Here is a 14,236-nt window from a genome sequence, read left to right as displayed (position 1 = left end):
CCTGAGTGGCCGCATCGATCAATGCTCACTCAGAGTAACCATGGCCACTGACAGTGACCTCAGGGGCGGCGGGTGCGCGCCAGTTCGGCGTAGAAGTGGAGGAGCTCGAGGTTGTCGACCGAGCCCGGGTTCACCGCCTTGTCCAGCGGGGTTCCCTGGAGGAGGCGCTTGACCGGAACCTCGATGCGCTTGCCGGTCAGAGTGTGCGGGACCGCCGGGACCTCGATGATCTCGTCCGGGACATGGCGCGGGGAGAGTTCGGTGCGGATGGTCCGCTTGATCCGGTTGCGCAGGGCGTCGTCCAGGGTGGCTCCGGGGGCGAGGTGGACGAAGAGCGGCATCCAGTACCCGCCGTCTGCCTCCTCCACTCCGATGACCAGGGACTCCTTGATCTCGGGGAGGCGTTCCACCGCCTCGTAGATGTCGGCGGAGCCCATCCGGACGCCCTGCCGGTTGAGGGTGGAGTCGGAGCGGCCGTGGATGATCACGGAGCCGTGGTCGGTGATGGTGATCCAGTCCCCGTGCCGCCAGGCGCCCGGGAACATCTCGAAGTAGCTGTCGCGGTAGCGGCTGCCGTCGGGGTCGTTCCAGAACCGGATCGGCATGGAGGGCATCGGGTTGGTGACGATCAGCTCGCCGACCTCGCCGATCAGGGGCTTGCCGGACGGGTCCCAGGACTGGAGGTCGGTCCCGAGGCAGGCGGCCTGGAGTTCGCCGATGTGCACCGGAAGGGTGGGGACGGCACCGGCGAAGCAGCTGCAGACGTCCGTGCCGCCGCTGACGGAGGCGATCCACAGGTCCTCGGCCACCTCGTCGTGCAGCCAGCGGAAGCCGTCGGGCGGGAGCGGGGAGCCGGTGGTGGCCACGCACTTCACGGCGGAGAGGTCGAAGTCGCGGCCCGGGTGGACCTCCGCCTTCTTGCAGGCCATCACATAGGCGGCGGAGGTGCCGTAGAGGGTGGCCCGGGTGCGTTCGGCGATCCGCCACTGGGCGCCGGTGTCGGGGTAACCGGGGCTGCCGTCGTAGAGGACCACGGTGGTGCCGGTGAGCAGGCCGGAGACGAGGAAGTTCCACATCATCCAGCCGGTGGAGGTGTACCAGAAGAACCGGTCCTCCGGGCCGAGGTCGCAGTGCAGGCCCAGCTGCTTGAGGTGTTCGAGGAGGATGCCGCCCTGGGACTGGACGATGGCCTTGGGCAGGCCGGTCGTACCGGAGGAGTACAGCACCCACAGCGGGTGGTCGAAGGGGACCTGCTCGAAGACGGGCTCGGTGTCGGCGGCGGTGAGGGCGGCCCAGTCGAGGGCGCCGTCGGGGGCGGGGGTGCCCAGCAGCGGGATGTGGACGACGGCGCGGAGTGAGGGGAGCTCACGGCGGAGCTCGGCCACGGTGTCGCGGCGGTCGTGCTCCTTGCCCCCGTAGCGGTAGCCGTCGACCGTGAACAGGACCACCGGTTCGACCTGCTGGAAACGGTCGAGGACACTGCGGGCCCCGAAGTCGGGGGCGCAGGAGGTCCAGACCCCGCCCACGGCGGCGGTGGCGAGCAGGGCCACGACGGATTCGGGGATGTTGGGCAGGTAGCCGCTGACCCGGTCGCCGGGGCGGACGCCGAGCGCGCGGAGTTCGGCGGCGAGCGAGCCGACCTGGCGCCGGAGCTCGCCCCAGGTGACGGGGGTGGGCTCGTGGGTCTCGTCCACGTGCAGCAGGGCCGGGTCACCGGCCCGGGCCGGGTCCTCGGCGGCGCGCAGGGCGTGTGCGGCGTAGTTGAGGGTGGCTCCCGGGAACCAGCGGGCGCCGGGCATGGAGCGGTCGGCGAGGACCTCGGTGGGCGGGGTGGCGAAGCGTACGTCGAACCACTCGGCGACGGCCTGCCAGAAGGCCGGGAGTTCGTCGACGGACCAGCGGTGCAGGGCGGCGTAGCCACCGTCCGCCGGGGCTCCGTGGTGCTCGGCCGCCCAGGCCTGGAAGGCGGTGATCCGGGCGGCGGCGATCCGGTCGGGGCCCGGGGTCCAGAGCGGGGCGGACGAACTGGCTGCGGTCATGGGTCGGCTCCCGGGGGTGTGCGGCGGTGCGCCTCGTGTGCGTACGGTGCCGGCGCGCGGTGGGTGGGTGCGCGGCGGCGCTCACAGGGACCATGCCATGTGATCGACATCCGCACCAGAGCGGTCCGGGGTGGCCGGTCTTGATCCTTTCGTGGGTGAACGGCAGCTGAACGCAGCACGCTCGGCCGGGGGCCGGTGGCAGGGTGAGCGGCATGAACGGTCGAGGTCGTGATCTGGTACGGGCGTTGAAGGATCTCGGTACGGCGCGGGGCAGGGCTGCCTGGCTCTCCGCGGTGCGCCACTGGCGGGCGGACGCGGCTGCGCTGCCGCCGCGGGGGCCGGAGCGGGCCCGGGTGCCGGGGCTGCTGACGGGGGCGGACCCGCGGCCGGGCGGGGGTGTGCTGCGGTTCGCGCGGTCGGAGCTGCTGGTGCGGGTGACGGTGGGCGGGGCGGTGTTCTGGGGCTGGGACGGGGCGGAGCCGACGCCTTCGTACGCGGTGCTGGGCTCCGGGCCGGAGCCGGACGGGCGGGTGGTGCTGGAGCCGGACACCGGGGGCGGCTGGCGGGTGGTGTCGGAGCGGGTGACGGTGGCGGTGTCGCGGCACGGGGCGGTGGAGGTGCGGACTCCGGGCGGGACGGTGCTGCGGCGGGAGCTGCCGCCGCGGTGGTGGGAGCCGGTGGCGTCTGCGGCGGCGGCCGGGGACGCCGGAGCCGACGGCGAGGCCGCGGCGGGGCGGGAGGGGCGCTGGTTGCAGCGGTCCGAGGTGCCGGCGGATGCGCGCTTCTTCGGTCTGGGGGGCCGGGCTTCCGGACCGCGGCTCCGGGACGGGGTGTACCGGCTGTGGAACTCGGATCCGCGGGGCGGGTTCGGGCCGGGCGACGACCCGCTCTACATCACCATGCCGGTGCAGCTGGTGGTCGCGGACGCGGCCACCCACCTGGTGTTCTACGACGACCCGTGGGACGGCCGGGTCACCTTGCGCGAAGGCGAGGAGGGTGCGGGTTCCGGCCCGGACCGGCCCGGGGTGAGCGAGCTGCGGATGGAGGGCGGGCCACTGCGGTGCTGGGTGCTGGTGGGGACCCCGGCCCGGGTGCTGCAGGGCTGGTCGGGGCTGACGGGCGGGGCGGCGGTGCCGCCGGAGTGGGCGCTGGGCCACCAGCACGCGCGGTGGGGTTTCGGGACCGCGGCGGAGGTCCGGCGGGTGGTGGCGGGGTACCGCGTGCGGGGGTTGCCGCTGTCCGCGGTCCATCTGGACATCGACCACTACGACGGGCACCGGGTGTTCACCGTGGACCGGGAGGCGTTCCCGGATCTGCCGGGCCTGGCCCGGGAGTTGGCGGCGGACGGGACCCGGCTGGTGTCGATCGTGGATCCGGCGGTGAAGGTGGAGCCGGGGGTGGTGGGCTCGGTGTACGAGTCGGGGCGGGCGGTGGGAGCGGCGGGTGCATTCGTCCGGGACGCGGCCGGCCGGGAGGTGCACGGGGAGGTGTGGCCCGGGCGGTGCGGGTATCCGGACTTCACCGATCCGGCGGTGCGCCAGTGGTGGGGCGGGCTGTACGAGGAGCGGTTGAAGAACGGCTTCGCCGGGTTCTGGCACGACATGAACGAGCCGGTGTCCTTTGCGCCGTTCGGGGACTCGACCCTGCCGAAGTCGGCCCGGCATGTGCTGGACGGGGCCGGCGGCGACCACCGGGCCGCGCACAACGTGTACGCGCTGGGCATGGCCCGGGCCGGGTGGGAGGGCCTGGTGCAGTTGCGGCCGGAGGAGCGGCCGTTCCTGTTCTCCCGGTCGGGGTGGGCGGGGATGCAGCGGTACGGGGGAACCTGGTCCGGGGACGTGGAGAGCAGCTGGGAGGGGCTGCGGGCCTCGCTGGCGCTGGTGCTGGGGCTGGGGCTGTGCGGGGTGCCGTACTCGGGGCCGGACGTGGGGGGCTTCGGCGGTTCGCCGAGTCCGGAGCTGTATGCCCGGTGGTTCCAGCTGGGGTCCTGGCTGCCGTTGTTCCGTACCCATGCGGCGATCTGGGCGGGGCGCCGGGAACCGTGGGAGTTCGGCCCGGAGGTGCTGGCCGCGGCCGGGGCGGCGCTGGCGGAGCGGGAGCGGCTGCGCCCGTATTTCCTGGCGCTGGCACATCTGGCGCGGCGGACGGGTGCCCCGTACGTACGGCCGTTGTGGTGGGGTGCGCCGGAGGACCGGGCGCTGCGGGACTGCGAGGACGCGTTCCTGCTGGGGGACGCCCTGCTGGTGGCGCCGGTGCTGGAGTGCGGGGCGGACCGGCGGGCGGTGCGGCTGCCGCGCGGCCGGTGGTACGACACGGCGACCGGACGGGCGTACGAGGGGCCGGGGCAGGTGCTGCTGGACGCTCCGCTGGGCCGGATTCCGGTGCTGGCACGGGCCGGTGCGGTGATTCCGGTCCGGGAGGGGCTGGAGGTGTGGGCTCCGGCCCGGGGGCGGACGGGCGGCGGGGTACGGGTGGTACGGGACGGGGGCGGCGGGGAACTGGAGCGTTTCGTGTCGCGCTGGCGGGCGGACGAGGTGGTGCTCGAACGGGAGGACGGCCGGCCGGTCGGGTCCGACGGGGGCGAGGCGGTGGTCGTCCGGGGCGAGCGGTGAGGCAGGCCCCTCCCGAGTGAGGCGGGACCCTCCCGGGTGGGGCCGCCGTGAGGCTCGCTTGCCGGGCTGGTCCATCGGGCACGGCGTGGCAGGGATGACGGGGTGGGGAAATGGTCATGATGACGGTATGACTGATGATCACGATGTCGAGGGTCCGGCCGTGGTGCGCCTCGCGGAGTACACGAAGGCGGACCTGGCGGAGATCCTGGGCGAGGGCGACGATCCGTTCGGGGTGGCGCACACCGGTCTGACCTGGCTGCCGAAGAACGTGCACTTCGGCATCCGGCGGGCGGGACGGCTGGTGGCGCACACGGGCCTGCTGCGGCTGCCGGTGTCGGTGGGCGGGGTCGAGTCCGAGGTCATGGGCGTGGGCGGCGTGGCCGTGGCACCGGACCAGCGCGGACAGGGACTGGCCCGGCTGGTCGTGGCGGGGGCGCTGGACCACGCCCGGACCATGGGCCCGCGGCAGGGGCTGCTCTTCTGCCGGCCGCCGCTGGTGTCGCTCTACCAACGCCTCGGGTGGCGGCTCCTCGCCGGGGACGTTCAGGTCGAACAGCCCGCCGGTCCGGTGCTGATGCCGCTGCGGACGATGTGGACGCCGCTGCACGAGGGGGCCGGCTGGCCGGCCGGTCCGGTGCGGCTGCTCTCGCTGCCGATGTGACCGGCCGGCGGGTGGTCGGACGCGGTCAGGCGTACCGGCCCTCGAACCAGGAGCGGGCCGCCCGGGTGTGGAGCGGGAAGGCGAGTTCCGCAGGGCTCCGCAGGAGGTGCCAGCCCGTGGTCTCGTCGGTGGGGACGGAGGGCGGCAGGGCGGCGGCGGGGCGGGGCGGGAGGAGGCCGAAGAGGAGGAGGTGGCCGGCCGGGGAGCTGAGGGCGTCGGCGAGGACGACCTCGGAGGCCTCGGCCGGGATGCCGGTCTCCTCGCGGAGTTCGCGGACCACGGCGTCCCGCCAGTCCTCGCCGAAGTCGATGAACCCGCCGGGGAGGGCGACGCCGCCGAGGGCGGGTTCGATGGTGCGGGTGATGACCACCAGGCCGGTGCCGTCCTCGTCCCGGACCGGGAGGAGGGTGACGGCGACGGGGAGGGGGTTGCGGTAGACGGCGGTGCCGCAGGCGGCACAGGTACGGGGCCAGTCCCCGGTGGTGTACGGGGTTCCGCAGGCGGAGCAGTGCGAGTCCTTCGCCGGTGTGGACATGGCGTCATGGTAGGTGAGGGCGATGAAGTCGATGTTCTGGGTATCGGTCGCGATGGTGGCGATGGTGGCGGCGGCTGGACCGGCGGGGGTGGTGGCGGCCGGGGGCCCGCCAGGCGAGCGGCGGCTCCCCGGGTTCGCGTCCCTGCGGGAGGTGGATCCGACGGTCCGGCAGGACATCCGCTATGCCACGGACCGCAATTTCACCGGTGCGGTGGTGCCGGGCTACGAGGAGCCGCTCTGCCTGCTGACCCGTCCCGCCGCGGAGGCTCTGCGGCGGGCCCAGCGCGGTCTGCTGCGGCGGGGCTACTCCCTGACCGTGTACGACTGTTACCGGCCGCAGCGGGCGGTGGACCGGTTCGTCCGGTGGACCCGGGAGCCGGAAGACCCGCGGATCCGGGCGGAGTTCCATCCACGGGTAACCAAGTCGCGCCTGATCCCGGACGGTTATATCGCCGAGCGGTCCGGGCACAGCCGTGGCAGCGTCGTCGATCTGACCCTGACCACCCTGGGCGGGCGGCCGGTGGACATGGGGACCCCTTTCGATTTCTTCGATCCGCTGTCGCACACCGACGCTCCCGCGGTCACCGGGGCGGCCCGCGCGAACCGGCAGCTGCTGAAGGCGGCGCTGGGCGAGCAGGGGTGGGTGAACCTGCCGGAGGAGTGGTGGCATTTCCGGCTGGCGGACGAGCCGTATCCGGACCGGTACTTCGACGTCCCGGTCGGTTCCGCTGCGGTCCGGCCGTGAGTACCGTGCCCGCATGACCTTCGGTTCGTATGAAGAATTCTGGCCCTATTACGTCGCCATGCATGCGCGGGCCGCGACCCGCTGGGTGCATCTGACGGGGACGCTGACCGGGCTCGCCGTCACCGTGTACGGGCTCGCGCGCGGCCGGAAGCGGTATCTCGCGGCGCTCCCGCTGATCGGGTACGGCACGGCCTGGCCTGCGCATTTCCTGATCGAGGGCAATAACCCGGCCACTTTCGGGCATCCCGCCTGGTCGCTGCGCGGGGATGCGCGGATGATCCGGATGATGCTTTCCGGGCGGGATGCGGAGCTGTCGGAGATCGCGGAGAAGTGGCTGTCCGAGAACCGGTGACCGGGGCGGGGGTGCCGTGCCAGACTGCAACTGACGGATCGTCAGAAACAGTCGGGAGGGGCCTTGGAACGCGCGCGTACACCTGTGGTCGGCGGCTGGTTCACCGAGAGCGGACCGGACGGGGAGTTCCGGCTGCTCGGAACCCGCTGTTCGGCCTGCGGCTCGGTGTTCTTCCCCCGTGAGGACACCTTCTGCCGCAACCCCGGCTGCCGGGGCGGGGAACTGGCCGAGGTGCCCCTGTCCAAGCGGGGCAGGGTCTGGTCCTACACCGACGGGCGGTACCGTCCGCCCGCCCCGTACGTATCCGATCCGGACGTGCCCTGGGAGCCGTACACCCTGCTCGCCGTGGAGCTGGCCGCCGAGCGGATGGTGGTTCTCGGGCAGGCCGCGCCGGGGGTGACGGTTGCCGACCTGGCGGTGGGCATGGAGGTCGAGGTCGTGCCGGGTGTGCTCGACGGGGACACCGCGACCGAGCCGGTCCGGACGACCTGGCGGTTCCGGCCGGTGGGGGTGGACGGATGAGCCGCGAGATCGCGGTGCTCGGCGCCGGTATGCACCCCTGGGGCAAATGGGGGCGCAGCTTCGTCGAGTACGGGACGGTCGCCGCCCGGGCCGCGCTGGCCGACGCCGGGCTGGAGTGGCAGGACATCGACTCCGTGGTGGGCGCGGACACCGTCCGCTCCGGCTATCCCGGGTACGTCGCCGGGGCCACCTTCGCACAGGCCCTCGGCTGGCAGGGGGCCCGGGTGACCAGCGTGTACGCGGCCTGCGCCTCCGGAGCCCAGGCGATCGGGGCGGCCCGGGCGCAGATCCTGGCCGGGCTGGCCGACGTGGTGCTGGTGGTGGGGGCGGACGCGGCGCCCAAGGGGTTCTTCGCGCCGGCCGGCGGGGACCGGCCGGACGATCCGGACTGGCTGCGGTTCCGGGTGCTGGGGGCGACGAATCCGGCGTACTTCGCGCTGTACGCGCGCCGCCGGATGGCCGTGTACGGGGACACCGCCGAGGATTTCGCGCTGGTCAAGGTGAAGAACGCGGCGGCCGGGCTGCTCAACCCGATGGCCCGGTACCGCAAGGCGGTAACGGCGGAGGAGGTGGCCGCCTCGGCGGTGGTGGCGGATCCCCTGCGGCTGCTGGACATCTGCGCCACCTCGGACGGGGCCGCGGCCCTGGTGCTGTGCAGCATGGAGTTCGCGCGGGCGCGCGGGGTCACCGATCCGGTGCGGATCCGGGCGGTGTCCACGGTCACGCCGGTCTATCCGCGGACCGTACTCGATCTGCCGGACATCGCCACCGATTCGGCGGTGGCGGTGGAGCCCGCGGCCGGCTCCTTCCGCAGCTCGATCGCCCGTGCCGCGTACGAGGAGGCGGGGCTCGGGCCGGAGGACCTGTCGCTGGCGGAGGTGTACGACCTGTCCACGGCGCTGGAGCTGGAGTGGTACGAGGACATCGGGCTGTGCGGGGAGGGCGAGGGGGCCAAGCTGGTCCGGGAGGGGGCGACCGCGCTCGGCGGCCGGGTGCCGGTCAACGCCAGCGGCGGGCTGGCCTCGTTCGGGGAGGCGGTGCCGGCCCAGGCCATCGCGCAGGTCTGCGAGCTGACCTGGCAGTTGCGCGGTACGGCCGGGGAGCGGCAGGTTCCGGGGGCCCGGGCCGGAATCACCGCCAACCAGGGGCTGTTCGGGCACGGGTCGGCGGTGGTCGCGGTGCGCTGAGCGGGCCTCGGACCGGGCCCGGACCTGCCGCGGGCGGTCGTCTCGTATGCCCTGAACAGGTGGTGTTGTCCGAACGCTTGACGGCCCTGGGTGGCGGGTTCACACTGCCTCCACAGTCCCCCACGAGAGCTGCGGCCCGTACCCCAGTCGGCGGGGGTACGGGCCGCCTCCGCGCCCGGGCCGGTCAGGTCCGGGCGGGCTGCCGGCGGTCCCGGGCCAGGGTCATCGCGTGCTCCACGACTCCGACCAGGATGTCCTTGACCGACTCGCGGTCACGGGCATCGCAGAGGAGCAGCGGAACGCCCGGATCCAGGTCCAGCGCCTCCCGGACGGTGACCACCGGGTGGCGGTGTGCCCCGTCGAAGCAGTTGACCGCGACCAGGAAGGGGATGTCGCGCCGTTCGAAGTAGTCGATGGCGGCGAAGCAGTCCTCCAGGCGGCGGGTGTCGGCGAGCACCACGGCGCCGAGGGCGCCCTGGGCGAGCTCGTCCCACAGGAACCAGAAGCGGTCCTGCCCGGGGGTGCCGAACAGGTAGAGCACCAGGTCCTCGCGGAGGGTGATCCGGCCGAAGTCCATCGCCACGGTGGTGGTGCTCTTCGCCTCCACTCCCCTGGTGTCGTCGATGTCGCGGCCGGGTTCGGAGAGGGTCTCCTCCGTACGCAGCGGTCTGATCTCGCTCACCGCACTGACCAGGGTCGTCTTGCCGACCCCGAAGCCGCCCGCGACCAGGATCTTCAGGGTCAGCGGTTCGACCGGCGGCACGACGTGCATGCCGCCGGTCCGGCTAGAGCGCCCGAAGGCCATCGATCACCTCACGCAGAATGGTTTCGTCGGGCAGTTCGGCCGGTGGTACCGGCCGGGTGACATGGACCAGCTCCTCGTCGACGAGATCGCCGATGAGGACCCGCACCACGCCGATGGGAAGGTCGAGTTCGGCCGCGAGTTCGGCGACCGACTGGGGGCGTTCCCGGCACAGCACGAGGATGTCGGCGTGTTCCGGGGAGAGGGTCATGTCCCAGACGGGGTCGTCGGCCGCGGGTTCGGCGAAGACCAGGGCGATCAGGTCGAGCCGGTGCTGGCCGGCGTGACTGGTCCGGCCGCGGGTCATCGCGTACGGGCGGACGACAGGGCCGGCGTCGTCGTCGAACCAGTGGGCGTGCCCGGCCGGGCTGTTGTCGGCCGGACTGTTGTCGGCCGGTCCGTTGTCAGCCAGGCCGTTGTCAGCCGGTCCGCGGTCAAGCAGTCCGGGCTCGAAGGGTGCGTGCTCGAAGGGTGTGCTGTCGACCGGCCCGGCGCCGGCCTGGTCCTGGCCTGGGTCGCTCATGCCGTCCGACTCACCCGCCGGCGGGCAGTCCGGTGCGCGGCGCGGTCGCCAGGTGGTCGCCCACCCGCTTGACCATCAGGGTCATCTCGTAGGCGACCTGCCCCACATCGGAGTCCGCGTCGGACAGGACGGCCAGACAGCTGCCGTCACCCGCGGCCATGACGAAGAGAAAGGCCTCGTCCAGTTCCACCACCGTCTGGCGGACCGTGCCCGATTCGAAGTGCCGGCCGACGCCCTTGGCGAGGCTGTGGAAGCCGGAGGCCACGGCGGCCAGGTGCTCGCTGTCCTCCCGGGTCAGCTCCTTGGAGCTGCCGGTGGGCAGACCGTCTCCGGACAGCACCACCGCCTTGCGGATGCTGCCGACCCGGTCGACCAGTTCGTCCAGGAGCCAGTTGAGCTGGCCGGAGCCCCGGCCCCGGCCTTCGTTCCCTGCGGTCTGCGGTGTGGTCATCGACCGTCCCCCTCGTTCTCGTTCTTGTTCGCCGGACCGGCGGCGGCTGCGGTGCCGGCCGCGGTCCCGGATTGCTCTGCCTGCTTGTTGCGGCCTGCCGTCCAGCCGCGTTGGAGCGCGGACATCCGGTTCCGCACCTCCTCCGCGTCGCGGTCGGCCGGTGCGGGCTCGGTGGCCCCGGCAGTCGGCCCCTTCTTCAACTGGGGCGCGAGACTGGCCTGGCGGACCCGGCGGGGCAGGCCGCCGGAACCCTTTCCGGAGCCCTGCACCGCGCCCGGTTCGGGGCCGTTTCCGGTGTTCCTCCCGGCATTCTTCCCGGAGCGGTGCGAGGAGTTGTTCCCGGGGGTCATTCCGGGAGTGGTTCCGCCGTTCGCTCCGCCGTACGCACCACTGCTCGTACTGCTGCTCGTACCGCTGTTCGTGCCGCTGTTCCTTGCGCCGTTCGCCCCGCGGTTCGCCGCGCCGTTCGTTGCGGGATCCGCCGTACCGTTTCCGGGCTGGTTCGGTGCCGGCCGGTGGTCGGACCGGCGTCCGGACCCGGTCGTGTTGTCCACCCGGCGGCCGTGTTCGGCGACCAGCGTCGGCGTACGGCGGCGGCGCGGCAGCGGCACGGCTCCGGCACCCGGCCGCATGCCTTCGGGCCAGGGGCCGTCCAGCCGGGCGCTCTCCAGCCGGACCGGGCCGGTGGGCGGCAGCAGGGTGCTGCGCGGAGTGCCGCCCGGCGGGGTTTCGTCGTCGAGGGTGGCCATGGCCGGCAGACCGCCGCCCGCGCCCGGCCTGGAGCCGGCCCCGTCGAGTACGCCGAGGGCGCCGCGGGCGGCGGTCTCGTCCAGGCCCAGTGCGCCCAGCGGGGCTTCGAGTTCGACCGGCCCGTCCAGCAGCCCGGCCGGCACCGGCCGCCGGGACGGCGTACCGTTTCCGCGGCTGCGGCTGCGGCCGGTGAGGGCCCCGGCGGGGCCGCCGGTGACCGCCGCCTTGGCCGCGCCGTCGAGCCGGAAGCCGATGCCGTTGGTGTCCGGGGCCTCGGTGAGCAGCGCCACCGGGAGGAACACCACGGCCGTGGTGCCGCCGTACGGGCTGGGCTGCAGCGAGACCTTGACCTCGTGCCGCTGGGCCAGCCGGCTGACCACGAACAGGCCGAGCCGGTCGGTGTCGGACAGTTCGAATTCCGATGTCTCGGCGATCCTCAGATTGGCGTCGAGGAGCGCCTCGGGGGTCATACCGAGGCCGCGGTCGTGGATTTCCAGGGTGAATCCGTTGGCCACCTGCTCGCCGTGCACCGCGACGGCGGTGTGCGGGGGCGAGAACACCGTGGCGTTCTCCAGGAGTTCGGCGACCAGGTGGGTGATGTCGGCGACGGCGGGGCCGGAGATGCCGAGCCGGGGCAGCCGCCGGACCTCGATCCGCTCGTAGTCCTCGACCTCCGCCACGGCCGCCCGTACGACGTCCATCAGCTGGACCGGCTTGCGCCACTGGCGGGAGGGGGCGGCGCCGGAGAGGATCACCAGGCCCTCGGCGTGGCGGCGCATGCGGGTGGTCATGTGGTCGAGGCGGAAGAGGTCGGCGAGCTCCTCGGTGTCCTCGGTGCGGCGCTCCATGGTGTCGAGCAGGGTGAGCTGGCGGTGCAGCAGCACCTGGTTGCGGCGGGCAAGGTTGACGAAGACCTCGGAGACCCCGCGCCGGAGCTCCGCCTGCTTGACGGCGGCCTCGACGGCTGCGCGCTGGAGGGTGTTGAGGGCCTGGCCGACCTGGCCGACCTCGTCCTTCTCGTACTCCAGGCGCGGGGCCTCGGTTTCGATGTCCACGTGCTCGCCGGCGGCGAGGCGGCGCATCACGGCGGGCAGCCGGACGCCGGAGGCTTCGTGGGCTTCCTTGCGGAGCCGGGAGAGGTCGCGGACCAGGTCGCGGCCGATGCGGACGGAGAGGACCAGCGAGACGATCAGGGCGAGGAAGCCGAGGATGCCCGCGATGGCGGCCTTGATCAGGACGTTCATGGCGACGGGCTCGACGCGCTCCTGATAGGCGTCGCCGGCGGCGGTGCCCATCGCGGCGAGGCTGTCCAGGACCCGGGTGGAGGCCTCGTCCCACTGCGCGGCGGTCGGGATGCGCGGGTTCTTGACCGGGCCGGTGGCGACGATCTTCTCCTCGGCGTCGCGCAGCGGCTTGCTCTCGGCGCCGGACCAGTACTGCTCGAAGCTTTCGCGCTCGCCGGCCGGGAGGATGGCGAGGTTCAGCTCGTAGAGCAGCTCGCGCTTGGCGACCAGGTCGGAGACAGCGCGGGTGTCCTCGGGGCCGAACCGCTTGGCGGCGAACGCGGCGGCGATGACGGCGTCCTGCCGGGAGAGGGTCTCGCGGGCCCGGGTGATGCCGACCAGGGCGCGGCCCTGCTTGTCCATCTCGACGTCCTCCAGCGCGTGGAGGTTCATCAGGAACTCGTAGCAGGGGTCGACGAGCCGGTTGTAGAGCTCCAGGGCCTGGGCGGGGTCCAGTGCGGTCTGGTCCACGTTGGCGCGCAGGGCTCCGAGGTCGCGGAAGCCCTCGAGGATGGAGTCCAGGCGCCGTTTGGCGGCGGGGGTGAGGTCCTCGGAGACCTCGGGGTCGGAGGCGTTCGCCGAGACCTCGCGGACGACCTCGTCGGTGGCGGCGCGGCGCTTGGCGAGTTCGGTGGTGGCGGCGGAGGCGCGCGGATCGCCGAGGACGACGAGCGACTGCCGGCGTTCCTTCTGGATGACGCGGACGACGTCCTCGACCGGGTAGCCGATCCGGTTGATGACGGCGGCGACGTCGAGGAGCTGAAGGGCCTGACGGCCGGTCAGCACGGTGGAGAAGCCCCAGAGGGCGGTCAGGGAGACGAGCGGCACAAGGAGCAACGCCACGATCTTCCGGCGGATGGACTTCCCGCGAAAGCGCATGGGCTCCACAGCCTCCCCCAGCTCAACCCCGCTGCTGGGGGTCGGTGTTCCGTCAATTAAACGGCGTGAGCCTACTACTGCCGGGTGAAGGGCTCGAAGGCGTGTCCGGACGTTTTCAGCCGGTGCTGCGGGCGAAGATCACGAATTGTCCCGCTGTTCCCGTCAACTGCGGCCCGTTATGTGGCAGATGACACTTGGTGGGGCGTCGGTTCCACCGGCCCGATGGATGGCTGGAATTGCTTGTTCCGGGGGTCTTCCGGGGAAATCCGGCAGGCTTGTGGGAGGTCGTGGACGGTGGCGCGCATGGCGGGCCGTGAGGTGGGGAGTGAGGGGAGCATGGGCAGCGAACACCCGGACCGGCGGGGGGACCACGAGGCGGCGGTCCGGCTGCCGCGGCAGGGGCTGTGGGAGGAGGAACCGGGGGCCCGGCCCCGGATGCCGGACCCGGTCCGGGCCGCGGCGGTGCGGGCGGTACTGATCGTGGCCGTGGCACTCACCCTGGGCACGATCACCTTCTTCCTGGCGGTGACGGGCTCCTGGCTCTCCCTGCCGATGGTGCTGATCTCGGTGGCCGGGACGATCGTGGCCACCTGGGGCGTGCTGGACGTGTGGATCACCCGGCAGATGTGGAAGCAGCGGCACGGGGTGGTGTCGGTGCCGAGCAGTACGGCGCGGGGGCGCCGGGGCACACCGGAGGCCGGCTACGGCCCGCCGCCGTACGCACCGCAGCAGCCCGGGCCGCCGTACGCCGCGCAGCCGTACGCACCGCAGCCCGGGCCGCCGTACGCACCGCCGTACCCCGGACACCACCCGTACCCGCCGGGTTCCGGCCCGGGCCCGCAGCAGGGCAGCCTGCGCCGCGCCTGAAGCGCCCCGGGCCCGCGGGCCCGGGGCC

General features: G+C 73.2%; 13 protein-coding genes. 7 read left to right on the top strand and 6 right to left on the bottom strand.

From position 1 onward, the window contains the following. Nucleotides 1-59: 59 nt before the first annotated feature. On the bottom strand, nucleotides 60-2,039 hold the full coding sequence (locus DEJ50_RS28360; RefSeq protein WP_150210922.1) for an acetoacetate--CoA ligase: 1,980 nt from the start codon (nucleotides 2,037-2,039) through the stop codon (nucleotides 60-62). A gap of 212 nt (nucleotides 2,040-2,251) precedes the next feature. Between DEJ50_RS28360 and DEJ50_RS28355 the strand changes: the two genes are divergently transcribed. Both DEJ50_RS28355 and DEJ50_RS28350 read left to right on the top strand, forming a co-directional pair. After that, nucleotides 2,252-4,651: a glycoside hydrolase family 31 protein gene (locus tag DEJ50_RS28355; RefSeq protein ID WP_150210921.1), complete on the top strand. Its 2,400-nt coding sequence runs from the start codon at nucleotides 2,252-2,254 to the stop codon at nucleotides 4,649-4,651. A gap of 127 nt (nucleotides 4,652-4,778) precedes the next feature. Continuing rightward, entirely contained in the window at nucleotides 4,779-5,312 is a 534-nt protein-coding gene (locus DEJ50_RS28350; RefSeq protein WP_150210920.1) for a GNAT family N-acetyltransferase, read from the top strand. A 25-nt stretch (nucleotides 5,313-5,337) separates the two neighbouring features. Here the strand turns inward: DEJ50_RS28350 and DEJ50_RS28345 are convergent, their stop codons facing one another. Next, a complete protein-coding gene (locus tag DEJ50_RS28345) occupies nucleotides 5,338-5,847 on the bottom strand; it encodes an NUDIX domain-containing protein (protein WP_150210919.1) in 510 nt (169 codons plus the stop codon). 22 nt (nucleotides 5,848-5,869) lie between these two features. On the opposite strand from DEJ50_RS28345, the gene DEJ50_RS28340 reads away from it, so the two are divergent. The 4 genes from DEJ50_RS28340 to DEJ50_RS28325 all read left to right on the top strand — a co-directional run bounded on the left by DEJ50_RS28340 (nucleotide 5,870) and on the right by DEJ50_RS28325 (nucleotide 8,653). Next, a complete protein-coding gene (locus DEJ50_RS28340) occupies nucleotides 5,870-6,592 on the top strand; it encodes a M15 family metallopeptidase (protein WP_411757646.1) in 723 nt (240 codons plus the stop codon). A gap of 13 nt (nucleotides 6,593-6,605) precedes the next feature. Then, nucleotides 6,606-6,944, top strand: a complete 339-nt coding sequence (locus DEJ50_RS28335; RefSeq protein WP_150210917.1) for a DUF962 domain-containing protein — start codon at nucleotides 6,606-6,608, stop codon at nucleotides 6,942-6,944. Nucleotides 6,945-7,007: 63 nt separating this feature from the next. Further along, nucleotides 7,008-7,466 (top strand): Zn-ribbon domain-containing OB-fold protein, encoded by a 459-nt coding sequence (locus DEJ50_RS28330; RefSeq protein WP_150210916.1) that lies wholly within the window; start codon nucleotides 7,008-7,010, stop codon nucleotides 7,464-7,466. Beyond that, on the top strand, nucleotides 7,463-8,653 hold the full coding sequence (locus DEJ50_RS28325) for a lipid-transfer protein (protein WP_150210915.1): 1,191 nt from the start codon (nucleotides 7,463-7,465) through the stop codon (nucleotides 8,651-8,653). The genes DEJ50_RS28330 and DEJ50_RS28325 overlap by 4 nt, the downstream gene beginning before the upstream one ends. A gap of 184 nt (nucleotides 8,654-8,837) precedes the next feature. Here DEJ50_RS28325 and DEJ50_RS28320 read toward each other — a convergent pair whose 3' ends face one another. The 4 genes from DEJ50_RS28320 to DEJ50_RS28305 all read right to left on the bottom strand — a co-directional run bounded on the left by DEJ50_RS28320 (nucleotide 8,838) and on the right by DEJ50_RS28305 (nucleotide 13,341). Continuing rightward, nucleotides 8,838-9,458, bottom strand: coding sequence for a GTP-binding protein (locus tag DEJ50_RS28320; protein WP_150210914.1), 621 nt, complete (start codon nucleotides 9,456-9,458; stop codon nucleotides 8,838-8,840). Further along, nucleotides 9,439-9,867, bottom strand: coding sequence for a DUF742 domain-containing protein (locus DEJ50_RS28315; protein ID WP_150212406.1), 429 nt, complete (start codon nucleotides 9,865-9,867; stop codon nucleotides 9,439-9,441). The genes DEJ50_RS28320 and DEJ50_RS28315 overlap by 20 nt, the downstream gene beginning before the upstream one ends. Before the next feature lie 121 nt (nucleotides 9,868-9,988). Continuing rightward, the gene (locus DEJ50_RS28310; protein ID WP_150210913.1) at nucleotides 9,989-10,429 is read right to left on the bottom strand and encodes a roadblock/LC7 domain-containing protein; all 441 of its coding nucleotides are present in this window, start codon (nucleotides 10,427-10,429) and stop codon (nucleotides 9,989-9,991) included. Next, nucleotides 10,426-13,341 (bottom strand): nitrate- and nitrite sensing domain-containing protein, encoded by a 2,916-nt coding sequence (locus tag DEJ50_RS28305; RefSeq protein ID WP_150210912.1) that lies wholly within the window; start codon nucleotides 13,339-13,341, stop codon nucleotides 10,426-10,428. Before DEJ50_RS28305 ends, DEJ50_RS28310 begins: the two co-directional genes overlap by 4 nt. 336 nt (nucleotides 13,342-13,677) lie before the next feature. On the opposite strand from DEJ50_RS28305, the gene DEJ50_RS34855 reads away from it, so the two are divergent. Further along, on the top strand, nucleotides 13,678-14,208 hold the full coding sequence (locus DEJ50_RS34855; protein ID WP_223837935.1) for a hypothetical protein: 531 nt from the start codon (nucleotides 13,678-13,680) through the stop codon (nucleotides 14,206-14,208). Nucleotides 14,209-14,236 lie beyond the last annotated feature (28 nt).

Source organism: Streptomyces venezuelae, from assembly GCF_008642295.1.
GTDB lineage: Bacteria > Actinomycetota > Actinomycetes > Streptomycetales > Streptomycetaceae > Streptomyces > Streptomyces venezuelae_C.
Note: the sequence above shows the minus strand (reverse complement) of the source record. Positions and strands in the feature narration are given on the sequence as shown.